This is a genomic window from Thermomonospora umbrina (genome assembly GCF_003386555.1).
Lineage (GTDB): Bacteria > Actinomycetota > Actinomycetes > Streptosporangiales > Streptosporangiaceae > Thermomonospora > Thermomonospora umbrina.
Window position 1 is genome coordinate 2,640,890 of sequence record NZ_QTTT01000001.1, and the last position, 21,317, is coordinate 2,662,206.

Here is a 21,317-nt window from a genome sequence, read left to right on the forward strand (position 1 = left end):
CAGGAGGGGAACAGTTGTGGGCTGGGACAGCTATCAGCGGCGTCGGCTCGCCGAGGAGCGGGCGGCCCTGCGCACGCACTTCCCGTCGTTCAGCTTCTACGAGCCGACGGGCAGGACCTACGTGGAGGGCCTGTGGTGGAGCAACAACGGCAACGCGTACGAGATGCGCATCGTCGTGCCGCCGGGCTACCCGGACGAATGCCCCAGCACGTACATCACCCATCCGCGGCCGCTGCTGGACTGGACGCGGCACAAGACCATCGAGTCCTACGGGACCAGCCACAGCATGCACGTGTGGGCGACCGACCGGCCCGGATGGGTGAAGATCTGCACCTATCGCCCGGAGTACTGGTCGGCGGCCCACTCCATGCTCAAAATCATCCGTAAGGGGATGCTCTGGACGCTCGCCTACGAGTGTCATCTGGAGGACGGGCAGCCCCTGACGAACTTCCTGATGGACTCGTGATCCCCTCGACACGCCCTCGACCGCAGCACGGGAGGACCCATGGCCAGTGACAAGCACAGCGACCTGCGGGCGTTCATGGAGCAGATGCGGCAGTCGGGCAGCCCGCCGCCGGGCAAGCGGATGGTGCTCAACCCGCAGACCGGCAAGTTCGAGATCCAGTCGACCGACGAACAGCTCGGCGACCAGGTCCCCCAGATCGACGTCGAGGACATGAGGGCGTTCGCCCGTGGCTGAGTCGACCGCCCCGCACCCCCGCCATCTGGTGTTCACCGACGCGGCGCTGGCCGTGATCGGGCGGCCCGGCGGGGCCGTCCCGCTGCAACTGGCGATGACGCCGCGGGATCGGGGCGACCTCGGCGTGGTCGAGGGCGCGCCCGGCGTCGACGTCCTCGTGCTGCCCGCAGCCCCCGCCGACGGCCGGATCCCGGACGAGCCCGGCCCCCTCGTCGTGTGCTGGCCCGAGGACGGCGGGATCCGCGCGCACCGCGTGCCCTCGGGCGAACGGATCGACACCACGACCCTCCCCGCCGACGCCGACGTCCTCGAACGGGTGCACGGCATCCTGGAGACCGACGTCCTCGGCGAGCGGACCGTGGCCGTCCTCGGGCTCGGCTCCGGCGGGAGCTTCATCGTGCGGGAGCTGGCCAAGGCCGGGGTCGGCCGGTTCCTGCTGCTCGACCACGACCGGCTGGAGATCGGCAACATCTCCCGGCACGAGTGCGGGCTCCCCGACGTGGGGCGACTGAAGGTCAACGCCATGCGCGACCTCGTCCGCCGGCATCATCCGGCGGCCCGGGTGGTGACCAGCGACCTGCGCATCGGCGGGGACACCCGCGGCGCGGTCCGCGAGCTGCTGGCGCGGCTGGACGTCGACCTGGTGATCTGCGCGACCGACAACCGGGAGAGCAGGCTGCTGGTCAACCGGCTCTGTCTGGAGGAGGGGCTGCCGCTGATCCTCGGCGGGGTCTACCGGCGCGCGTACGGCGGGATCGTGCAGCGCGTGGTGCCCGGGCTGACACCGTGCTACCAGTGCTTCGTGCAGGCGCTCCCGGAGCAGGCCGCCGACAACGAGGTCAGCAGCGACGAGGACGCGGCGCGGATCTCCTACACCGACCGTCGGGTGGCGCCGCAGCCGGGCCTGTCCACCGACATCATCCCGGTGGCGCTGCACATGACCAAGCTGGCGCTGGTGGAGTTGCTGGCGGGGCGGTCGCCGACGTTCACCGGGCTGGCCGCCGACCTGGTCGCGCCGCTGCACCAGTGGATCAACCGGCGGGAGCTGGCCCACGCGGGGCTGGAGCCCATGGGGGTGTCCATCGACCGGATGGCGGTGCTGCGCTGGTACGGGGTGTTCCTGCCGGCGTTGGACGACTGCGCGCACTGCGGGCCGGGCGCGCTCCGCGATCTCGGCGATCCCACTCCGGAAGACGAGCAGCTCTTCGCCTCCTGAGGCTCGTCGACGGACCGCACCGGTCGTCGCGCAGGGCGAGGAGGTTTCGGTGGGGACGAGCATGGCCCCGGCCCCGTTCGCGCCCGTCACCAGGGGCGGTTACAAGGTCGTGCACGCCGACCCGCCGCCGATGCCCCGGGGCTGAGTCAGCGGCCGGTGTGGCGGAGGGTCCGGGCGATGATCTCCTTCGCCACGGCGACCTCGGCGTCCCGGTCGCGGTCGGGCTCGGCGTAGCCCCGGGTGTGGAAGCCGTCGGTGATGATCACGACCCAGCGGGCGGCGGTCTCCACCGGCAGCCCCGGGTCGGCCGACCCTTCCTTCTGGAGCCGCTCCACCAGCGCCGCGACGCCCCGGAACAGCCTCCGGTCGCTCTCCGCCACCAGGTCCGCCACCCGGGGGTCGCGGTGCGCCTGCGCGAGGACCTCGACGATCAGCCCCGGCATCATCGGGTCGAACGCCTCGGCGGCGATCCGGTCGACCACCCGCATGAGCCCCGCCCACGGGTCGGGGTCGACGGCGGCCGAGGCCAGCAGTGCGTCCCACTCGTCCTGCTCCAACTCGAAGATCCCGTAGAAGATCTCCTGCTTGGACGGGAAGTAGTGGAACAGGTTGCCGCTGCTCACCCCGGCCGCCCGGCAGATCTCGGCGGTGGTGGTCTTGGCCAGCCCCTTGGTCGCGAACAGCCCGACCGCCGCGCCCAGGATCTGCTCCCGTCGCCGCCGGTGCTTTTCAGGATCAACGGTCCGCATCGCGCCCCTCGCCGTCTCGTGGATCACCGCCGACCCCATCCTGACGGCTCTCCAGGGTCTCCGGGGCCTCTGCGGCCTCCGCTCGGGCGCGTTCCCTCTTGCGCCGCTTCCTGACCTCCTCGACGGCCACGCCGATCGCGATCAGGATGGGCACCCAGAACTTCGCCGTCGCGAGCACGGCGGCGATCCAGCCCGGCAGCGCGACGTCCGGGAGATCGGGGAGGTCGGGCGGGTCGGGGAGCGGAAGGTCGGGCCAGGGGATCGACGGCAGGTCGACCTCGGGCAGCGAGACGTCGGGCAGGCGCTCGGCCGCCCACTCCACCACCCGGCCCAGGACCAGCGTGAAGAACACGGCCACGCCGAGCAGTCCGAGCAGCACCTGTGCGGTTGCCAGGACCACGTGGCGGGACGCGTACAGCTTCGGGTGCCGGCGCTGGAACGTCAGCAATCGCGCCCCCAGCGTTCCCGGCGGGGGCTCGAACGGGTGCTTCTCGGCGGACGCGAACCCGACCAGCTTCGCCAGCCCCTCGGGAAGCTCGTCCTCCTCGTCGTCTTCGTCATCGGCGGCCTCGGACGCCTTGGGGACGAGGAGGAGGGCCCGGGCGATGGTCCCCGGCGGAGCGCTGATGACCAGGACGGAAGGGCCCGTGTCGTCCGCGTCGTCCCCCGGCAGGGGCAGCAGGACCCGCCCCACCCCCGCGCCATCGGCCACCGCCTCGCCGTCTCCGTAGAGGACGACCTCCGTGCGCAGCCCGGAACGCCGGGAGGCGAGTTCGAGGACGACACCGCCCCACTCCAGCCGGTACCGGTCCGCCGTGGTGATGCTCCCCGTGGTCATGGCGCAATCATAAACCGAGTACGCGGTCTATGAAAAGCCCGTCACGGCGCCCCGGACCGCCCCCGGTCGGCGCGCTAGTCGCGGGAGAGGGCGCGGGTGGCGCCCGCGGCGACGGTCAGACCGAGGATGAGGCCCGCCATGATGATGAAGTTGGCGATCCACTGGTAGACGCCCTTGGGCGAGTAATAGGGCTCCTGCCCCAAGGTGCCGATCGGCAGCAGCAGGTCCAGCGTGTAGAAGAACGCGTTGAACGACGGCTTCTGCTCGGCCTCCAGTTGGGCCGGCTTGTGCAGCGAGAACACGATGGTGCCGAACGCCAGCAGCCCGCCCAGCCAGCTCGCCGCCCGGAACGGCCGGAAGCCGTAACCGACCAGCACGTCCTGGAACCAGCCGACCGCCTTCCGCGACGGGCTCTGCGTCTTGCGCCGGTCGCGGGCCTTGGCCAGCAGGACGCTGCGCCCCTCCGCGTCCAACCCGAGCGAACGGTACGTCTGCGCCAGCCGCTCGTACGGCTGGGGCTGGTAGCCGTCGGTGTCGCGGCGGATCCAGTCGAGCCGCTCCCGGGCCGTCAGCGGCGGGTCCAGGGTCTCGTACGACAGCCCGTCGAGCTGCAGGCGCGGCGCCCAGGTCCGCGGGTCGTCGCGCAGCACGCTGATCTTGGCGTACGACAGGTCGGCGACGCCGTTGACGGTCTCGGCGGGCCGGAGCATCACCTCCTCGGCCTGGAGGCGCTGCAGACTCAGCGCGACCCCCGGCTCGTTGGTGAGCTTCGCGCCGCGCAGACTGAGCTGCCCGGTGATGCGGGCCCCGGAGAAGCTCACCGCGCCGTTCGCGGTGAACCCGTCGGAGCAGTAGACGTCGGTCTCCACCGCCAGGTCGTCGGCGTTCAGCGCCGTCCGCCCCGGATGGGAGAGCTGCGCCCCGACCAGCGACAGGTAGCCGCCGACCCGCGCCCCGCGCAGCCGCACCTCGCCGGTGGCGGTGAACCCGGCGTCGCAGAAGACGTTCGCGGCCACGTCGAGCCGGCTGGCATACAGGGCCGCGCCGGAGGGGTTGGAGAGCTGCGCCTGCCGGAAGATCAACTGACCGCCCACATGGGCCCCGGGCAGCCGGACCTCGCCGTGCGCGGTGAAGCCCTTGTCGCAGTACACGTTGGCGTCCACGGTGAGCCGGTCCCCCAGCAGCGCGTCGCCCTCCGGGTTGGTCAGATGCACCCCGGACATGTTGAGGATGCCGCTGATGTGCGCCCCGTCCAGCCACAGGCCGCCGCTGATGTGGCTGCCCTCCAGCCACAGGTGCCCGTCCACCCGCGCACCGGACGCGACCAGGCCCGGCAGCCGGCAGCTCATGAGGTGAACGCTGTTCATGCTGGCCCAGTACAGGTGGGGGGCCTCGTCGAAATAGCAGCCGTTCAACGCCAACGGCACCGACACCTCGGCATGGCCCAGGTTGAGCGAGCCGATGATCCGGGCACCGGTGAGCCGGACCGCCGCGATCTGCCCCGGCTCGGGCTCCACCGCCCCCACCAGCAGCGCCAACAACACCTCGGCGCGGACCATCCGCTCCGCGCCCCACTGCTCGCCGTACCCCGGGTCGTCCAGCCCCGGGTTCCCGGTGCCCAGATCGACGGACTCGCCGGCCGCGAACGCCATCCACAGGGCGCGCTCGGGCGGGGTGAGTTCCTCGATGTCCATCTGCGGCTCCAGTGCTCCAGGGGTGCCGGTACGCCAGTATGTATAGCGGCCCGAACGACGCCTCGGCGCCGGGCCGGAGATCCTGCTCTGGTACCCGTACCGTACGCTTGGCGTCCCGTACGGAAAGACATGTCGATCAGGGAGAGGGGGCGGCCGTGGCCCGTGTCGTCGTCGACGTCATGCTCAAGCCCGAGATCCTGGATCCGCAGGGACAGGCCATCGCCCGCAAACTGCCCCAGATGAACTTCGAGGGCGTCACCGGAGTGCGTCAGGGCAAGCGATTCGAACTCGATCTGGAGGGGCCCGCCGACGAGGCGGCCCTGGACCGGATTCGGGCGATCGCCGGCACCCTGCTGGCCAATCCGGTCATCGAGAACTTCGAGGTCAGAGTGCTGGACGAGTGAACCGCGCGACCGGTCTTCCGTGGTGCGGGCGCACAAAATCCACGGAATATCCCGGACCGGTCGCCGACAGTTCACCGAAAGACCCGGCGGTGTGGCGGTTACAGGCGAGAGGCCGGGGGAAGTCTTCACCCGTCGAAGATTTCACAGGCAAGAGGTGTCCGGTGAATATGAGGTTCTCGCTCGCGCTCCCGCGTGAGTCGCTGAGCGTCCGGGTGCTGCGCCGGGTGCTCGGTGACGCGCTCCGCGGGCTGGGCGTCGCCGAGGACTGCATCGGCGACATCCTCGTCGCCGCCTCGGAGGCGTGCACCAACGTGGTGCAGCACTCCCGGACCCCGCTGGACTACGAGGTCCTCGCCCAGGTGGACGACGGCGTCTGCGTGCTGTCCATCGCCGACCACGGCCAAGGGCTCACCCACGAGCCGCCCCCCGAGGTCGCCGACCACAGCGAGTCCGGGCGCGGCATCAAGATCATGCGAGCCCTGGTGGACGACGTGACGTTCGACACCCGACCCGGTGAGGGCACCGTCGTGCGCCTGTGCAAGCGGCTGACCTGGCGGGACGAGGCGCCGATGCCCCGACTCGAGGGCGATCTCGTGCACAGCGCCAGGTAGATTGGTCGCGCGCGGGGGCACGGCACCGGAGAAGTCGAAGGTGCCCCACGCACCCAGCCCTCGGCTCCGGAGGATCTTCAACAATGAATGCTGCCCGGGTGGGGGTCGTCACCTTCCCAGGATCGCTCGACGACCGTGACGCCGCACGCGCCGTCCGCGTGGCCGGCGCCGAACCGGTGTCGCTGTGGCACGCCGACCACGACCTGCGGGGCGTGGACGCGGTGATCCTGCCCGGCGGGTTCTCCTACGGCGACTACCTGCGGGCCGGCGCCATCTCCCGGTTCGCCCCGCTGATGGAGGAACTCGTCCCCGCCGCCCGCGCCGGTCTGCCGGTGCTGGGCATCTGCAACGGCTTCCAGGTCCTCTGCGAGGCGCACCTGCTGCCCGGCGCCCTGCTGCCGAACGCGGGCCTGCACTTCGTCTGCCGCGACCAGCGGCTCCGCATCGACAACGCGGAGACGGCCTGGACCTCCGCCTACTCCGAGGGTCAGGAGGCGGTCATCCCGGTCAAGAACCGGGACGGCCGCTACGTCGCCGACGAGGCGACCCTCGCCGAGTTGGAGGCCGAGGGCCGTGTCGTCGCCCGCTACCTCGACCTCAATCCCAACGGCTCCCTGAACGACATCGCCGGCATCTGCAACGAGGCCGGCAACGTCGTCGGCCTGATGCCCCATCCGGAGCACGCCGTGGAGTCCCTGACCGGCCCGTCGACCGACGGGCTCGGCTTCTTCACCTCGATCGTCAAGGCCGGGCTGGGCCAGGTAGGTGCCAACGCATGACCGAGAACACCCCCGACAAGGGCGGCGCGTCCGACGACCCGTTCGACGGCCCCACCGCCGAGTGGTTCGCCGAACTCGCCGCCGACGACCCGGAGAACGACCCGTTCGCCCGGTCCTCCGACGAGCCCCCCACCTCGTCCGAGGCCGCAGAGGCCCCCGGCCCCTCCGAGCCCACGCCCTCCGACTCCGCACGCCCCCGGAGCGACGAGGCCCGGGCCGACCAGTCGGAACCCACGGGCGCGACGGCCTCAGGAACACCTCCGGCCTCCCACACCCCGAGCGGACCGGTCGGCCCGCAAACACCTGAAGCCCTGGACACCCCAGGAGCCCCCCAGACTCCTGGAGCCCCACAGACATCAGGAGCACCAGAAGCCTCCGAGGCCTCCCCGGGAGCCTCAGAAGGCCCGCTGGACCCGGCAGCACCGCATGGCGCAGAAGCCTCGAAAGCCCCGGACGGTTCGGAAGTGCCCGGCGTCCCGGAGGCACCTCAGGTTCCGGGAGCCATGGGAGGGCCGCAGGAGGCGGAGGAGCAGCGGTCGGGCGAGGCGGTGCCGGAGTCGGTGGCGCCCGCTCACACGGCGTTGGACGAGGTCTTGGGCGCGTCCGGCAAGCCCGGCGGCGAGGAGCAGGCCCCGGCGCGTCCGGAGGGCTCCGCCCCCGACGCTCCAGAGACCCTCGAGACCCTCGAGACCCCCGAGACTTCCGAGGCCGAGAGGGAGCCGAGCGGGCGGCACGCCACGGGTGGTCACCCGGTGGTCGACGTTCCGTCCGTGGAGGAGTCGCAGGCCGAGGACGTTCCCGAGGCGCCCGGGCAGACACCCGCCGGGGTGCAGGCGGGACTGGACGCCCTCGTGGCCGCCGCGACCCCCAAGGCGACCGACGCGAACGAGGCGACCGAGCCGGGTGAGACCGGCGGGCCCGTGGAGCCGCTCACGCTCATCACGCCGGTCGACCCGCCGCTCGACCTCCCGGTCGAGGAGGTGCGCCCCGCCGTGGTGGAGGCCCCGGTGGACTCCGTGGCCGTGGCGGAGCGGACGCCGGAGCAGCGGCAGCCGTACGTCGAGCTCGGCATGAACGAGGACGAGTACCGGCGGGTCCGCGACATCCTCGGGCGGCGTCCCACGGCGGCCGAGTTGGCGATCTACTCGGTCATGTGGAGCGAGCACTGCTCGTACAAGAGCTCCAAGGTCCACCTGCGGCAGTTCGCCGAGAAGGCCCCGCAGACCGACGTGCTGCTCGTCGGCATGGGCGAGAACGCGGGTGTCGTGGACGTCGGACGCGGCTGGGCGGTCACGTTCAAGGTCGAGTCGCACAACCACCCCTCGTACGTCGAGCCGTACCAGGGCGCGGCGACCGGGGTCGGCGGCATCGTCCGCGACATCCTGTCGATGGGCGCGAGGCCGGTCGCGGTGATGGACTCGTTGCGGTTCGGGCCCGCCGACGCCCCCGACACCCAGCGGGTGCTGCCGGGCGTGGTGGCCGGGATCAGCGGCTACGGCAACTCCCTCGGTCTGCCCAACATCGGCGGCGAGACCGTGTTCGACCAGTGCTACCTGCAGAATCCGCTGGTCAACGCGTTGTGCGTCGGTGTCATGAAGCACGAGGACATCAAGCGGGCGACGGCCCCCGGCCCGGGCAACCGGGTGATCCTGTTCGGCGCCACCACCGGCCCGGACGGCATCGGCGGGGCCTCGGTGCTGGCCTCGGCGACGTTCGACGAGGAGTCGCAGGCCAAGCGGCCCAGCGTCCAGGTCGGCGACCCGTTCATGGAGAAGCTGCTCATCGAGTGCTGCATGGAGATCTACCGCGAGGACCTCGTGGTCGGCATCCAGGACCTCGGCGCGGCCGGCGTCTCCTGCGCGACCACGGAGCTGGCGGCGGCCGGCACCGGCGGCATGCGGGTCGTGCTCGACGCGGTGCCGCTGCGGGACGCCACGCTGCGCCCCGAAGAGATCCTGATGAGCGAGTCCCAGGAACGCATGATGGCCGTCGTCTCCCCCGACAAGGTCGACCGCTTCCTGGAGATCTGCGCCAAATGGGAGATCCCCGCCACCGTCATCGGTGAGGTCACCGACACGGGGAGGCTGGTGATGACCTGGCGCGGCGAGGTGATCGTCGACATCCCGCCGGGCACCGCCGCCGACGAGGGCCCCGTCTACGAGCGGCCGTACGAGCCGCCCGCCGACCTCGGCTCGATCCAGTCCGACACCCCGGGCCGGCTGGCCCGGCCCGCCAACGCCGACGACCTGCGCAACACGGTGCTGTGGTTGGCCGGGTCGCCGAACCTGGCGGGCAAGACCTGGGTGACCTCCCAGTACGACCGGTACGTGCTCGGCAACACGGTGCTGGCCATGCCGGAGGACGCCGGCGTGATCCGACTGGACGACGAGGGCGGTCTCGGCATCGCCCTGTCGCTGGACGGCAACGGCCGGTACGCCCGCCTCGACCCGTACGCGGGCGCGCAGCTCGCACTGTCGGAGTCGTACCGGAACGTGGCGTCCACCGGGGCGCGTCCGCTGGCGGTGACCAACTGCCTCAACTTCGGCTCGCCGGAGGACCCTGGTGTCATGTGGCAGTTCGCGCGGGCCACCGAGGGCCTCGCGGACGCCTGCCAGGCGCTGGGCGTTCCGGTGACGGGCGGCAACGTCAGCTTCTACAACCAGACCGAGAGCACGCCGATCAACCCGACCCCGGTCATCGGGGTGCTGGGCGTCCACGACGACGTCCGTCGCCGGGTCAACATGGCGTTCCCCGCCGAGGGCCACATGCTGGTGCTGCTCGGCGAGACCCGCGAGGAGTTCGGCGGGTCGGAGTGGGCGCACGTGGTGTACGGGCACCTGGGCGGCCTGCCGCCGCTGGTCGACCTGCCCGCCGAACGGGCGCTGGCCGCCGTGCTGGTCGCCGGTGCCCGTGACGGCCTGCTGTCTGCGGCGCACGACCTGTCCGACGGCGGGCTGTCGCAGTCGCTGGTCGAGTCGTGCCTGCGAGGCGGGCTGGGCTGCCGGGTCACCCTGCCGGGCGACCCGTTCGTGACCCTGTTCAGCGAGTCGGTGGCGCGGGCCGTGGTCGCGGTCCGGCCCGGCGGAGAGGCCAAGCTCGGCCAGCTCTGCGAGGCCGCCGGGGTGCCGGTCACCCGGCTCGGCGTGGTCGGCGGCGACAGCCTGTCCGTCGAGGGCCTGTTCTCGATCCCGCTGCACGAGCTGCGCGAGGCCCACGAGCGGCTGCTGCCCAGCTACGTGACCTGACGGCGACGGGGTGTCCGGGCCGCCCCGGGCGCCCCTCCGCCGGGGTGACATGATCCGATCATGGCATCGACCGTGATCGACACCTGCACCGTGCCGTGGATCCCGGGTCCGCACCGGCTGGACCTGCTGCTGACCGACGAGGTCCCCGACGATCACCCCGTCACGTCGGCGTTCGCGCTCGTGTTCGACTCCCTCGGGCGCACCCTGCTGACGCGCGTGAACCGTCCCGGTCGTGGCTGGGAGGTCCCCGGCGGCCATGTCGACGAGGGCGAGTCCCCCGCGGCCGCCGCCGCCCGCGAGCTGGACGAGGAGACCGGCCTGGAGCTGGACGCCTCGCGCCTCACCCTCATCGGCGGCCAGCGCATCACCCACCTGGCCCCGCCGCCGGCGGGCTACCGCTACGCGTCGCGCACGTTCATGGCGTTCCACACCGCCCGTCTGGACCACCCGGGCGCGCCGACCCGCCCGCACCCGGAGTCCGAGTGCGGCGAAGCCGGTTGGTTCACGGGGGACGAGGTGCGGTCACGCTGCCGGGGAGCGACCTGGCTGCCCCTGCACGCGGCCCTTCTCGGCTAGCGCCCGGCTAGAAGACCGAGATGTGGACGTGGTCGAAGTGGTTCTGGGTGATGCTGCCGCGGTCGGACATGCCCTTCCAGCCGCCGCTGCTGCGGACGTCGTAGATCCGCTGCTTCCAGATGATGTACTTGATGCCGAGCCGGGACGCGTGCTTGATCGCGTAGGCGGAGACCGCGTCGCCGTGGGCCAGCCGTGACGAGGACGGCATCGAGCCGCCGCTGCTCTCCATGAAGTCGCACGCCTTGCCCTGGCCGTGGTCCAGCGGGTCGCCGGGGCGGGTGCAGCCGATCACCAGGAACGGGCCGAACTCCTCCTCGATCTCGTCCCGGGCCGTGACCATGCGGGACGTCATGCCGCCGTTCCCGATCATCGGGGACTCCGGCTTGTACTTCTTCAGCAGCGCCTTGACCCGGGTGCGCTCCTTGGCGATGTCCTTGATGTCCTTCTCGAGCTGCGTGATCTTCTTCTCGGCCTCGCGGCGGGCCCGGTCCTGCTGGGTCACCAGGGTGGCGATCTGCCTGACCTTGGCGGCCTGGCTCTGCGAGAGGTGGCGGGCCAGCGAGGCGTCGCCCAGCACGTCGCCGGGGTCGCTGCTGGTGAGGATCTGGATGGACGGCTCGACCCCGTTGGTCATGTACTGGGTGGCGGCCAACTGGGCGACCAGGGCGTGCGCCTCGTCGAGGTCCTCGCGCAGGTCCTTGGCCCGCTCCAGGGCCTCCTTGGCCTGCTTGCGGGTGTCCCGGAGCTGCTCGAGGTTGCCTCCGTACTCCTTCTCGAGCTCCTTGATCTCCTGGGTCAGCTTGGCGACCTTCTCCGAGCCGCTGGGCTCGGCGGCCACCGACGGCTGCGCCGTGGCGGAGGTCAGTACGAGCGCCCCGGCCGCCGCCGCGATGGCCAGGGCCACGCGCCGGAACCGACGGCGCGGCACGAAAGTGTCACGGGTGGAGTAGGGGGTCTCCACGTCCTCTCCTCTCCTCGATCGCCAGACCGGGTCAGCCGACGGGTTCTGGCCGGGAGGTCGGCCCTGTCACGGCCCGCCGGGGACACGTCTTCAACCGGGGCACCGTCCTGCGCTTCGCCAAGATTAAACCCCTTGCGCACCTCAGGTGACTATCGCGCCGAAGATCCGTACTGATCCGCACGCTCACCAGGGGGCCGCGCCATCTTACGTGAGGGTGTTCACAGTCCGCCCTTGTACAGCAGCCGGTTGCGGGCGCCGGCGGGCAGGCCGCGGACCTTCCCCTTGGTGGAGGTGTCGATCAGCCACTTCTGCAGCTCGAGGAAACCCACCTTGGGGCGGTGCGACAGGAACAGCGCCGCGGTGCCCGCCGCGTGCGGGGCCGCCATCGAGGTGCCGTCCGCGACCCTGCTGCCGCCGCCGAGCCAGGTCGAGCGGATGCCCTTGCCGGGGGCGTGGAGCTCCACGCACTTGCCGACGTTGGACCAGCCGGCCCGCCGGTCGGCCGAGTCGGTGGCGCCGACCGTGAAGGCCAGCGGAGCGCCCGCCGGGGAGTACCGGCACGCGTCGTCGCCGTCGTTGCCCGCCGCGGTGGTGACGAAGACGCCGGACCGGGACAGGGCGGCGATCGCGTCGTTGGCGGCCTTGGACCGGTTCCCCGTCAACGACAGGTTGGCCACCGAGGGCCGGGCGGCGTTGAGCCGCAGCCATCGGGCCGCCGCGATGACGTCCGACATCGAGCCGGACCCGTACTCGTCCAGCACCCGGAGGGAGCGGAGCTGCACGCCCTTGGCGACCCCGTGATGGGCGGCGCCGATGATCCCGGCGACGTGGGTGCCGTGCCCGTTGTGGTCGCGGCCGTCGCCCTTGAAGCGGGGGGCGCTCCAGACCGAGCGGGCCCGCTTGCCGAACTGCGGGTGGCCGGCGGCGATCCCGGTGTCGATGACGTACGCGGTCACGCCCCGGCCGTCGCGGCGGTAGGAGTACGACTTCGACAGGGGGAGGGAGCGCTGGTCGATGCGGTCCAGGTTCCACGGCAGCGGCGACCGCTGGACGGTGCTGGTCTTCACGATCTGGTCCTGCTCGATGGCCGCGACCCGGCCGTTCTTGCGCAGGGCGGCGAGCTGGCCGGCGGTGAGCCGGGCGGAGAACGCGTTGAGGACTCCGTCGAAGCGCTTCACGTCGGCGGCGCCGATCCGGCCGGACTCGGCCGAGGTGGAGGCGCCCGGCTTCAACGTGACGATGTACTGCCCGGGCACCGGGGTCCCGTTCGCGGCCACCTGGACCGACACGGACTCGGGCTCGGCGAGCAGCGGCACGGCCACGGCCGCGGCGCCGACGCCCGTCGCTACGGCGGCGGCCTGCAGCAGCCTTCGGGTGGCGACCCGCAAGGGAACTCCTTCGGTGGGGGGAGGCCGCGGGAGGGGGGCGGCCCGGGACGAGGAGGTGATGACAGAAGGAGACGGTAGTGGATGCAAACCACTGATTGCCTCCGAATCAGGACATAGCCCGCGAGAGGACGATGCTCAGCCCCGTGACAGGTCCGCCCGGTAGCGGAGCGAGGTCCCCGTCCTCGACCACGCGTAGTCCAGGCCGCCGCCGGGCTTGCGGGTCACCACCACGTCCCCCGCCGTGACCGACTTGCACGGCGGTACGGGCTGCAGCGTCATCTCCAGCCGGGCCCCGGTGCCGCGCGTCAGCGTGAGCGTGCAGGCGCAGCCCCGGGGGTAGCGGGCCTGCGCGGTCGTCCGCCCCGTCTCGAAGGTCACCTGGATGGGGAACGAGGCGTTCCGCTGAGGGTTGACCGCCCTTCCGTGCCAGGTCCCGGCGAACGCCTCGGGCACGCTCTGCACCGGCTGCGTGTCGGTCCCGGGGTTTCCGGTGTTGCCCGCGTTGTCGGGGCCCGAGTCGCGCATCTGCGGCCACAGCACCAGAACGATGATCGCGGCCCCGGCCAGCACCCCCACCGCCAGCGAGACCAGCACCCCCAGGGGCTTGTTGGCGCCGCCGCCCGACCGTGCGGGCGGCCGGGGCGCGTTCGGGGGCTGAGGGGCGTACTGAGGCTGGTGCGGGGTCGGATGGGGAGCCGGCGGGGCGGGCTGCGGCTGCGGCTGCCAGGGGATCAGCGGCTGCCGCGCGTCCTCGGCGGTCTGGTCGCCGAACCCCGTGTAGACGGCCGTCGGCGGCTGCGCGTCATTTCCGGCACGGTACGGCCGTTCGTCGGCGTAGAGGTCGGCCGGCAGCGGGAGCGGCTCCACCGGCGCGTCGACGGGAACGGCCGGGGCCGGCACGGCGGGCGGCACGGCGGGCGCCGAGAGGGTCGGCGGGACGGAACGGGAGGGGGTGTCGGAGGCCAGGGTACGGGCCTCGGCGACCATCGGCTCCGGCATGCCCGTGACCGGACTCTCCTGGCCCAGCAGCCGGTCCAGGAGCTGCCGGGCGGTGGGGCGGCGGGCGGGATCCTTGGCCATCGCGTCGGCGACGACCGTGCGCAGCGACTCCGGCAAAGCGTCCAGGACCGGCTCGTCGTAGACGATCCGCTGGATGACCTCTTGGAGCGACCCCTCGCCGAACGGCAGCCGGGCCGTCGCGGCGTACAGCATCGTCGAACCCCAGGCGAACACGTCCGCCGCCGGGCCCACCTCCACGCCGCCGAGCTGTTCCGGCGACATGTACGCGGGTGTGCCGGGGACCCGGCCGACCTGGGTGAGGCCGCCGGCGTCGATGGCGCGGGCGATCCCGAAGTCGATCACCCGGGGCCCGTCGCCGCCCAGCAGGACGTTGGCGGGCTTGAAGTCGCGGTGCACCACCCCCGCGCGATGGATGGCGGTCAGCGCCGTCGCCGTGCCGACCGCGAGGCGTTCCAGCGCGGTGCGACCCCGGGGGCCCTCGGCGGAGACCAGCCCCGCCAGGGACGGGCCCTCGATGTACTCGCTGACGATGTACGGCCGGTCGCCCTCGACGTCGGCGTCCAGCACGGCGGCCGTGCAGAAGGTGGCGACCTGCTTGGCCAGTTCGACCTCGCGGATGAACCGGGACCGGGCCTGCGCGTCGTCGCTCAGCCGGGCGTGCAGCAGCTTGATCGCCACCGCGGTGCCGTCAGGGCCTTCCGGCCCGTGCCCGAGCAGCACCACGCCCTGCGCGCCCTCGCCGAGGCGGCCGGCGATCCGGTACCCGCCGAGCCGGTCGGGATCCGCGGGCTCCAGCGGCCGCGCCTGGGGCATCGAACGTCCTCCGTGCTCTCTCCGGGCCGCCTACAAGCGAGCCGGCGACGCCTTCAGTGCGCCGGCTCCCCCACCGGCAACGTCTCTTTCTACCGTCTCGTCGATGATCGGGGGCCCGGATGCCGGGGAGGCGCTCCGGGTAACGTCGTGGGCGATGTCCCGATCACCTCTCACCCGCGCGGTCCTCGACGAGCGGCTCGCCGCGCTGGGCCGCGCCCCCTACGAGGGCCCGGACGAGCCCGCCGCGCTCCGGCTCGCCGCCCTCGACCTCGTCTTGGACACCCTCGACTCCGACGTCGAGCCCGGCCGACCGCTGCTGCGCGCGGCGGTGCGGGTCCTCCTCGACCGGCTCGCCGCCGCCGCGCCCGGCCGGTCGGTGGAGGTGCGCATCCCACCGTACGCCGCCGTGCAGTGCGTCGCAGGCCCTCGCCACACCCGGGGCACGCCGCCCAACGTGGTGGAGACCGACGCCGACACGTGGATCAGGCTCGCCACCGGAAGGCTCGGCTGGGCCGAGGCCATGCGCGAGGGCCGCATCCGCGCCGGCGGGCCCCGTGCCGATCTCTCCGCGCTGCTCCCCGTACAACCCGAACAACCCGAACACCCCGTTCCGTAGGGGTCAGGGCGTCTGCTGCGTCTTCGCGAACGGGAACTCCCGTTCCACGCAGCGCTGCCGGTCCGCGTCGCTGGGGTAGCGGTCGGGGTCGGCGCACTCGGCGGCCTGGCTGAGCAGCCAGAAGATCGCCACGGCCCCCACCAGGATGGTCAACAGGCAGGCGCAGATCCCGCCCACGGCGACGGCCCGGCCGCCGGTGTGCCGCGAGGCGGCCACGATGCCCAGCACCAGGCCCACCAGCGCCATCGGCAGCCCCAGCCCGCACAGCAGCAGCGCGGGCAGCCCGGCCAGCCCGAGGACGAGCGAGGTCACCGCCATCGCGTTGCGGCGGGGCCGCACGGGTGCGTAGTGGCGCTGGTAGCCGGGGACGGTCATCGCGGGAAACCTCCAGGGGAGCAGTGACGGGCGCGCGGACGCACGTCATGGTTCAGGTTCCCGTTCGATACCCGGCCGACGCCGTTCTCACGGGCAAAGGTCGGTTCCCGGTCGCGCAAACAGGCGTCCGGCCCCCCGAACGCCGGAGCAGGTGATCCGGGCATTTAGACTGACCTGCGTGTCTCCCGGTGATGGACGCCTCAGCCACGACCTCGACCCCTCCGACCGCGGCCCGCAGGACGCCTGCGGCGTGTTCGGCGTCTGGGTCCCGCCGGACGAGGCGACCCGGGCGGAGGTGAGCAAGCTCGCCTACTACGGACTGTACGCACTCCAACACCGAGGGCAGGAGTCCGCGGGCATCGCCGTCAGCGACGGCGACCGCATCGTCGTCTTCAAGGACATGGGCCTGGTGGCGCAGGTCTTCGACGAGTCGGTGCTGAACACCCTGCGCGGCCACGTCGCGGTGGGGCACTGCCGCTACTCCACGACGGGCTCTCCGACCTGGGAGAACGCCCAGCCGACGTTCCGGTCCACGGACTCCGGAGGGCTGGCGCTCACCCACAACGGCAACCTGATCAACACCCCCGAGCTGGCGGCCCGGCTGGAGCCGGGCGCGGGCCTGACGGGCACCTCGGACACGGAGATCCTGACCGCGCTGCTGGCCACCCGCGAGGGCGGCCCGTTCGCGGCGGCGGAGGAGATCCTGCCGGTCACCCGGGGCGCGTACTCGCTGGTCTTCATGGACGAGCAGACCCTGTACGCCGCCCGCGACCCCGAGGGCATCCGCCCGCTGGTGCTGGGCCGACTGCCGGTCGCCGGGCTCGCCGGGCACGGCGGCGAGACCCGCCAGGGCTGGGCGGTGGCCTCCGAGACGGCGGCGCTGGACATCGTGGGCGCCCAGTTCGTCCGCGAGATCGAGCCCGGCGAGATGATCGCCATCGACGAGCGCGGGCTGCGGTCCCGGCGCTTCGCCGAGGCGCGTCCCAAGGGCTGCCTGTTCGAGTACGTCTACCTGGCCCGTCCCGACACCACCATCGCGGGCCGCAACGTGCAGTCCACCCGCGTCGAGGTGGGCCGGCTGCTGGCCGCCGAGCACCCCGTCGACGCCGACATGGTGATCCCGACACCCGAGTCGGGCACCCCGGCCGCGATCGGCTACGCGGAGGCGTCCGGCATCCCGTACGGCCAGGGCCTGGTGAAGAACAGCTACGTCGGCCGGACGTTCATCCAGCCGTCCCAGACCATCCGCCAGCGGGGCATCCGCCTCAAGCTCAACCCGCTGCGCGAGGCCATCAAGGGCAAGCGGCTCATCGTCGTGGACGACTCGATCGTGCGCGGCAACACCCAGCGGGCCATCGTCGCGATGCTCCGCGAGTCCGGGGCCGCCGAGGTCCACGTGCGGATCTCCAGCCCCCCGGTGGCCTGGCCGTGCTTCTACGGCATCGACTTCGCCACCCGCGCCGAGCTGATCGCCGGCAACCTCGACGTCGAGGAGATCCGCGCCTCGCTGGGCGCCGACTCCCTCGGGTTCATCTCGCTGGACGCGCTGATCTCCGCCACCCGGATCGCCAAGGACCGACTGTGCCGCGCCTGTTTCGACGGCCAGTACCCGATCCCGGTCGACGAGGACTCCCGGGGCAAGTTCCTTCTCGAAGAGGCCGGCAAGAAGTGACCGCGAGCAGCCGCGTGGCGGCTGGACCGAGGAGCGCGCGCAGCGAGCCCCGGCGAGTGAGCACGCGACGAGGGAAGCCACCACGCAGTCAGGGCTGTGAGCAGCCGAGCGGAGCGAGGCTATGAGCACGTACGAGGACGCCGGGGTCGACATCGCCGCCGGTGAGCGGGCGGTCGAGCTGATGAAGGCGCGGGTCGCCAAGGCCCGCCGGCCCGAGGTGGTCGACGACGTCAGCGGGTTCGCCGGGCTGTTCGACGCCTCGGCGCTGCTGAAGTACCGGCGTCCCCTGCTGGCGACGTCCACCGACGGTGTCGGCACCAAGGTCGACCTGGCCCGTCGGCTGGGCGTGTACGACACGGTCGGGCACGACCTGGTCGGCATGGTGGTGGACGACCTGGCCGTGTGCGGGGCCGAGCCGCTGTTCATGACCGACTACATCGCCTGCGGCAAGGTCGTCCCGGAGCGGATCGCCGACGTCGTGGGCGGCATCGCCGAGGCGTGCACGCTGGCGGGCTGCGCCCTGGTCGGCGGGGAGACCGCCGAGCACCCGGGGCTGCTGGAGCCCGACGAGTTCGACATCGCGGGCGCGGCCACCGGCGTGGTCGAGGCCGACGAGCTGCTGGGGCCCGACCGGGTGCGGCCGGGTGACGTGGTGCTGGCGATGGCGTCCTCGGGCATCCACTCCAACGGCTACTCGCTCGTCCGGCACGTGCTGCGCGAGAGCGACCTCACGCTGGAGTCCGAGCCCGCCGAGTTGGGCCGCCCTCTGGGCGAGGAGCTGCTGACCCCCACCCGGATCTACGCCCAGGACTGCCTGACCCTGGCCCGGGCGGGAGGCGTACGGGCGTTCGCGCACATCACCGGCGGCGGGCTGGCCGCCAACCTGGCCCGTTCGCTGCCCGACACCGTCGACGCCCGGCTCCGGCGCTCGTCCTGGACGCCTCCGGCGGTCTTCGCGGTGCTCCAGGCCCACGGCGGGATCCCTCAGAGCGAGATGGACAAGACCTTCAACCTCGGGGTGGGCATGGCGGCCATCGTCGCCCCGGAGGCCGCCGACGAGGCTCTCAGGCTCCTCCAGGCACGCAATGTGCCCGCCTGGGTACTCGGTGAAGTCACCGAGGGCACCGGCTCCGCACACCTGGCCTGACGGGTTCGTCGGGGAACGCCCCAAAAGCCGGGTCGGACGGTGCTCGTTCCGCGAGGGTTGCGCCGCGGTCACCCGGCTCGGAAACCCTCGGGGCCCGCCGAGCGTCCTACGGATTGTGATCTTGCGGCGGTTCTGGTCGGTGACGCTGTCGCGACGCATGGTGGGGCCCGGGTTGGTCGGTCTCGGGTTGCTGGGGTACGGCGTCCTGCTCCCCACCGCGTGGGTGCACGCCGACTCCGCCCCGTACCGAACGTCCGTGGAGGGCGCGTCGCCCGCGCCGGTGGCGCTCGTGTTGGGGGCGGCGGCCTGGGGCGACCGGCCCTCGCCGTTCCTGGCGGGGCGGCTCGACGTGGCGGCCCGCCTCTACCGGGAGGGCAAGGTCAAGGTGCTTCTGGTCTCGGGCGACAACAGCCGCCGCGACTACGACGAGCCCACCGTGATGTACGACTACCTGCGCTCCCAGGGCATCCCCGGCGACCGGATCGTCCGTGACTACGCGGGGTTCGACACCTGGGACTCGTGCGTGAGGGCCAAGAAGGTCTTCGGGGTCGACCGGGCGATCGTGGTGACGCAGACGTTCCATCTGCCCCGGGCGGTGGCGTTGTGCCGGTCGGCGGGGGTGCGGGCACAGGGCGTGGGCCACGACACGATGAAGGACTTCGCGACCACCACCCGCTACGGGTACGTGCGGGAGGGGCTGGCCTCGTTCAAGGCGCTGACCGACATCGCGACGGAGCGCCGGCCGCGCTTCCTCGGCCCCCGCGAGCCCGGCGTGCATCGGGCGCTCGCCCCGCCCTGAGGCACGGCATCGACAAACGCCACTGCCCCGCCGCGCCGGGCGGGGCAGTGGCGATCGTCAAGCGGGCGGCTCAGCGCCTCGGCTCGTCGTCCTCGTCGTCGCCGGAGTCGTCGTCGGCGAAGTCGGAGTATTTGTCGACAAGATCGTCGTAGGAGTCTTCATAGGGGTCGTGGTTCGACGAAGGGACTCCCAGCTCCTCCTTCAAGCGGTCGAGATCCGTGCCGCCGCTGTTGTACTTAAGCTGGCGGGCAACCTTTACCTGCTTGGCCTTGGCTCGGCCGCGCCCCATGGCTCGACCCCCTCGATGGTCAGGACCTTTGCGTCCCATCTACGCTCGCGTACGCCACACGCACTGACGCCTACCTCAGCCGTGCGTCAGCTCGGATACAACCGTACCCGTTTTGCGCCCGGCTCGGTACGTGGTCTTGTACGGCGGCGACACGCTCGCTGCGGAGACCCCAAGTGTATCCGGTGATTGCAGGCACACCGACTTGGACCGCGACACGCCGGGCCGGCCGCCGGGGAACGGATCCCTCGGCGGCCTTTCCGGCGGACCGGTCAGCGGTCCAGCCAGATGCCCCGCAGCCGGCCGATGGAGGTCATCCTGCGCTCGGCCAGCCGGTCGGCCGCGACCGCCGGCGGCACGCCCTCCTCGGCGGCCAGCGCGAAGATCCGGGAGGTCGTGTCGTAGATCCGGGTCGCCTTGGCCTTGGCGCGCTCGAAGCTGAAGCCCTCGATCTCGTCGGACACCTGGATGACCCCGCCCGCGTTGACCACGTAGTCGGGGGCGTACAGGACGCCCCGGTCGGCCAGCCGCTTCTCCACGCCCGGATGGGCGAGCTGGTTGTTGGCGCCGCCGCACACGATGCGGGCGCGCAGCACGGGCACCGTCTCGTCGTCCAGCGAACCGCCCAGCGCGCACGGCGAGTACACGTCCAGGTCGGCGCGCACCATCGCGGCGGCGTCGTCGACGATCTCGACCTCGGGGTGCCGGACCTTGACCCGTTCGAGCGCCTTCTCGTTCACGTCGCAGACCACCACCTCCGCGCCGTCTTCGCGCAGGTGCTCGACCAGCCGGTGTCCCACCTTGCCCACCCCCTCGACACCGACCCGCCGCCCGCGCAGCGAGGGACTCCCCCAGGCGGCCTCGGCGGCGGCCCGCATCCCCTGGTAGACGCCGTACGCGGTCAGTACGGAGGAGTCCCCGGCCCCTCCGTAGGCGACGGTACGGCCGGTCACGTAGCGACACTCGCGGGCGACGACGTCCATGTCCTCGCTGTAGGTGCCCACGTCGCAGGCGGTGAAGTAGCGGCCGTTCAGCGACTGCACGAAGCGGCCGTAGGCGCGCAGGAGGGCCTCGGACTTGTCGGTGGCCGGGTCACCGATGATCACCGCCTTGCCTCCCCCGAGGTCCAGCCCGGCCAGCGCGTTCTTGTACGCCATGGCGCGGGACAGGTTGAGCACGTCGGCGAGCGCCTCGCCCTCCGAGCGGTACGGGTAGAAGCGGGTGCCGCCAAGGGAGGGCCCCAGGGCGGTGGAGTAGATCGCGATGATCGCGCGCAGGCCGCTGGCCTCGTCGTGACAGAAGACGACCTGCTCATGGGAGGGTCCGGTGCCCTTGTGGGGCGACCCGAAGACATTGGTCACGGTGGTGACTCCTTTCTGCCTCGGGATCAGCCTAGGACGACGGCGGACCGCGTGGGCGGGGGGCCTG

21 protein-coding genes are annotated in these 21,317 nt (G+C 72.1%); 12 read left to right on the forward strand and 9 right to left on the reverse strand.

Features of this window, described 5'->3' with window-relative positions; genetic code table 11:
- Nucleotides 1-16 precede the first annotated feature (16 nt).
- From DFJ69_RS11660 to DFJ69_RS11670, 3 genes are read left to right on the forward strand one after another with little or no spacing between them, the layout of a single operon-like run.
- Nucleotides 17-466: a hypothetical protein gene (locus DFJ69_RS11660; RefSeq protein WP_116022499.1), complete on the forward strand. Its 450-nt coding sequence runs from the start codon at nucleotides 17-19 to the stop codon at nucleotides 464-466.
- 39 nt (nucleotides 467-505) lie between these two features.
- Nucleotides 506-700 carry a hypothetical protein gene (locus tag DFJ69_RS11665; RefSeq protein WP_116022500.1) on the forward strand — a complete coding sequence of 65 codons (195 nt, stop codon included), beginning with the start codon at nucleotides 506-508 and terminating at the stop codon, nucleotides 698-700.
- The gene (locus tag DFJ69_RS11670) at nucleotides 693-1,916 is read left to right on the forward strand and encodes a HesA/MoeB/ThiF family protein (protein WP_116022501.1); all 1,224 of its coding nucleotides are present in this window, start codon (nucleotides 693-695) and stop codon (nucleotides 1,914-1,916) included. Before DFJ69_RS11665 ends, DFJ69_RS11670 begins: the two co-directional genes overlap by 8 nt.
- Nucleotides 1,917-2,062: 146 nt before the next feature.
- On the opposite strand, the gene DFJ69_RS11675 is transcribed toward DFJ69_RS11670, so the two are convergent.
- The 3 genes from DFJ69_RS11675 to DFJ69_RS11685 form a co-directional block, all read right to left on the reverse strand.
- Nucleotides 2,063-2,665, reverse strand: coding sequence for a TetR/AcrR family transcriptional regulator (locus DFJ69_RS11675; protein WP_170177618.1), 603 nt, complete (start codon nucleotides 2,663-2,665; stop codon nucleotides 2,063-2,065).
- Entirely contained in the window at nucleotides 2,652-3,503 is an 852-nt protein-coding gene (locus tag DFJ69_RS11680) for a hypothetical protein (protein WP_116022503.1), read from the reverse strand. The genes DFJ69_RS11675 and DFJ69_RS11680 overlap by 14 nt, the downstream gene beginning before the upstream one ends.
- A gap of 74 nt (nucleotides 3,504-3,577) precedes the next feature.
- Nucleotides 3,578-5,197: a hypothetical protein gene (locus DFJ69_RS11685; RefSeq protein ID WP_116022504.1), complete on the reverse strand. Its 1,620-nt coding sequence runs from the start codon at nucleotides 5,195-5,197 to the stop codon at nucleotides 3,578-3,580.
- A gap of 155 nt (nucleotides 5,198-5,352) precedes the next feature.
- On the opposite strand from DFJ69_RS11685, the gene purS reads away from it, so the two are divergent.
- From purS to DFJ69_RS11710, 5 genes are all read left to right on the forward strand, one after another.
- On the forward strand, nucleotides 5,353-5,601 hold the full coding sequence (purS, locus tag DFJ69_RS11690) for a phosphoribosylformylglycinamidine synthase subunit PurS (protein ID WP_211328593.1): 249 nt from the start codon (nucleotides 5,353-5,355) through the stop codon (nucleotides 5,599-5,601).
- Nucleotides 5,602-5,768: 167 nt separating this feature from the next.
- Nucleotides 5,769-6,212: an ATP-binding protein gene (locus DFJ69_RS11695; RefSeq protein ID WP_116022506.1), complete on the forward strand. Its 444-nt coding sequence runs from the start codon at nucleotides 5,769-5,771 to the stop codon at nucleotides 6,210-6,212.
- Between the two features lie 83 nt (nucleotides 6,213-6,295).
- Nucleotides 6,296-6,991 (forward strand): phosphoribosylformylglycinamidine synthase subunit PurQ, encoded by a 696-nt coding sequence (gene purQ, locus DFJ69_RS11700; protein WP_116022507.1) that lies wholly within the window; start codon nucleotides 6,296-6,298, stop codon nucleotides 6,989-6,991.
- A gap of 992 nt (nucleotides 6,992-7,983) precedes the next feature.
- The gene (purL, locus tag DFJ69_RS11705) at nucleotides 7,984-10,236 is read left to right on the forward strand and encodes a phosphoribosylformylglycinamidine synthase subunit PurL (protein WP_211328960.1); all 2,253 of its coding nucleotides are present in this window, start codon (nucleotides 7,984-7,986) and stop codon (nucleotides 10,234-10,236) included.
- 60 nt (nucleotides 10,237-10,296) lie between these two features.
- On the forward strand, nucleotides 10,297-10,812 hold the full coding sequence (locus tag DFJ69_RS11710) for an NUDIX hydrolase (protein WP_116022508.1): 516 nt from the start codon (nucleotides 10,297-10,299) through the stop codon (nucleotides 10,810-10,812).
- 7 nt (nucleotides 10,813-10,819) lie between these two features.
- Here the strand turns inward: DFJ69_RS11710 and DFJ69_RS11715 are convergent, their stop codons facing one another.
- From DFJ69_RS11715 to DFJ69_RS34885, 3 genes are all read right to left on the reverse strand, one after another.
- On the reverse strand, nucleotides 10,820-11,773 hold the full coding sequence (locus tag DFJ69_RS11715; RefSeq protein ID WP_116022509.1) for a coiled-coil domain-containing protein: 954 nt from the start codon (nucleotides 11,771-11,773) through the stop codon (nucleotides 10,820-10,822).
- A 218-nt stretch (nucleotides 11,774-11,991) separates the two neighbouring features.
- Nucleotides 11,992-13,161, reverse strand: coding sequence for a S8 family peptidase (locus DFJ69_RS11720; RefSeq protein ID WP_116022510.1), 1,170 nt, complete (start codon nucleotides 13,159-13,161; stop codon nucleotides 11,992-11,994).
- Nucleotides 13,162-13,296: 135 nt separating this feature from the next.
- A complete protein-coding gene (locus DFJ69_RS34885) occupies nucleotides 13,297-14,994 on the reverse strand; it encodes a serine/threonine-protein kinase (protein WP_211328594.1) in 1,698 nt (565 codons plus the stop codon).
- Nucleotides 14,995-15,148: 154 nt separating this feature from the next.
- On the opposite strand from DFJ69_RS34885, the gene DFJ69_RS11730 reads away from it, so the two are divergent.
- Nucleotides 15,149-15,610, forward strand: coding sequence for a sterol carrier family protein (locus tag DFJ69_RS11730; RefSeq protein ID WP_116022511.1), 462 nt, complete (start codon nucleotides 15,149-15,151; stop codon nucleotides 15,608-15,610).
- Nucleotides 15,611-15,613: 3 nt separating this feature from the next.
- Here DFJ69_RS11730 and DFJ69_RS11735 read toward each other — a convergent pair whose 3' ends face one another.
- Nucleotides 15,614-15,985 carry a hypothetical protein gene (locus tag DFJ69_RS11735; protein WP_116022512.1) on the reverse strand — a complete coding sequence of 124 codons (372 nt, stop codon included), beginning with the start codon at nucleotides 15,983-15,985 and terminating at the stop codon, nucleotides 15,614-15,616.
- A 178-nt stretch (nucleotides 15,986-16,163) separates the two neighbouring features.
- Here DFJ69_RS11735 and purF point away from each other — a divergent pair, with 178 nt between their 5' ends.
- The 3 genes from purF (at nucleotide 16,164) to DFJ69_RS11750 (ending at nucleotide 19,603) form a co-directional block, all read left to right on the forward strand.
- Nucleotides 16,164-17,657, forward strand: a complete 1,494-nt coding sequence (purF, locus tag DFJ69_RS11740) for an amidophosphoribosyltransferase (RefSeq protein WP_116022513.1) — start codon at nucleotides 16,164-16,166, stop codon at nucleotides 17,655-17,657.
- 121 nt (nucleotides 17,658-17,778) lie between these two features.
- The gene (purM, locus tag DFJ69_RS11745) at nucleotides 17,779-18,804 is read left to right on the forward strand and encodes a phosphoribosylformylglycinamidine cyclo-ligase (protein ID WP_116022514.1); all 1,026 of its coding nucleotides are present in this window, start codon (nucleotides 17,779-17,781) and stop codon (nucleotides 18,802-18,804) included.
- 115 nt (nucleotides 18,805-18,919) lie between these two features.
- Nucleotides 18,920-19,603, forward strand: coding sequence for a SanA/YdcF family protein (locus DFJ69_RS11750; RefSeq protein WP_245974263.1), 684 nt, complete (start codon nucleotides 18,920-18,922; stop codon nucleotides 19,601-19,603).
- Between the two features lie 70 nt (nucleotides 19,604-19,673).
- On the opposite strand, the gene DFJ69_RS11755 is transcribed toward DFJ69_RS11750, so the two are convergent.
- The gene (locus DFJ69_RS11755; protein WP_116022516.1) at nucleotides 19,674-19,892 is read right to left on the reverse strand and encodes a DUF3073 domain-containing protein; all 219 of its coding nucleotides are present in this window, start codon (nucleotides 19,890-19,892) and stop codon (nucleotides 19,674-19,676) included.
- Nucleotides 19,893-20,161: 269 nt separating this feature from the next.
- The gene (locus DFJ69_RS11760) at nucleotides 20,162-21,250 is read right to left on the reverse strand and encodes a Glu/Leu/Phe/Val dehydrogenase dimerization domain-containing protein (protein WP_116022517.1); all 1,089 of its coding nucleotides are present in this window, start codon (nucleotides 21,248-21,250) and stop codon (nucleotides 20,162-20,164) included.
- Nucleotides 21,251-21,317 lie beyond the last annotated feature (67 nt).

Excerpts from the sequence above, each read along its gene's own strand:
- DFJ69_RS11680 (WP_116022503.1), bottom strand. The coding sequence starts at position 3,503 with ATGACCACGGGGAGCATCACCACGGCGGACCGGTACCGGCTGGAGTGG.
- DFJ69_RS11755 (WP_116022516.1), bottom strand. The coding sequence starts at position 19,892 with ATGGGGCGCGGCCGAGCCAAGGCCAAGCAGGTAAAGGTTGCCCGCCAG.
- DFJ69_RS11735 (WP_116022512.1), bottom strand. The coding sequence starts at position 15,985 with ATGACCGTCCCCGGCTACCAGCGCCACTACGCACCCGTGCGGCCCCGC.
- purQ (WP_116022507.1), top strand. The coding sequence starts at position 6,296 with ATGAATGCTGCCCGGGTGGGGGTCGTCACCTTCCCAGGATCGCTCGAC.
- DFJ69_RS11695 (WP_116022506.1), top strand. The coding sequence starts at position 5,769 with ATGAGGTTCTCGCTCGCGCTCCCGCGTGAGTCGCTGAGCGTCCGGGTG.
- DFJ69_RS34885 (WP_211328594.1), bottom strand. The coding sequence starts at position 14,994 with ATGCCCCAGGCGCGGCCGCTGGAGCCCGCGGATCCCGACCGGCTCGGC.
- purM (WP_116022514.1), top strand. The coding sequence starts at position 17,779 with ATGAGCACGTACGAGGACGCCGGGGTCGACATCGCCGCCGGTGAGCGG.
- DFJ69_RS11710 (WP_116022508.1), top strand. The coding sequence starts at position 10,297 with ATGGCATCGACCGTGATCGACACCTGCACCGTGCCGTGGATCCCGGGT.
- DFJ69_RS11730 (WP_116022511.1), top strand. The coding sequence starts at position 15,149 with ATGTCCCGATCACCTCTCACCCGCGCGGTCCTCGACGAGCGGCTCGCC.
- DFJ69_RS11685 (WP_116022504.1), bottom strand. The coding sequence starts at position 5,197 with ATGGACATCGAGGAACTCACCCCGCCCGAGCGCGCCCTGTGGATGGCG.
- DFJ69_RS11675 (WP_170177618.1), bottom strand. The coding sequence starts at position 2,665 with ATGCGGACCGTTGATCCTGAAAAGCACCGGCGGCGACGGGAGCAGATC.
- DFJ69_RS11665 (WP_116022500.1), top strand. The coding sequence starts at position 506 with ATGGCCAGTGACAAGCACAGCGACCTGCGGGCGTTCATGGAGCAGATG.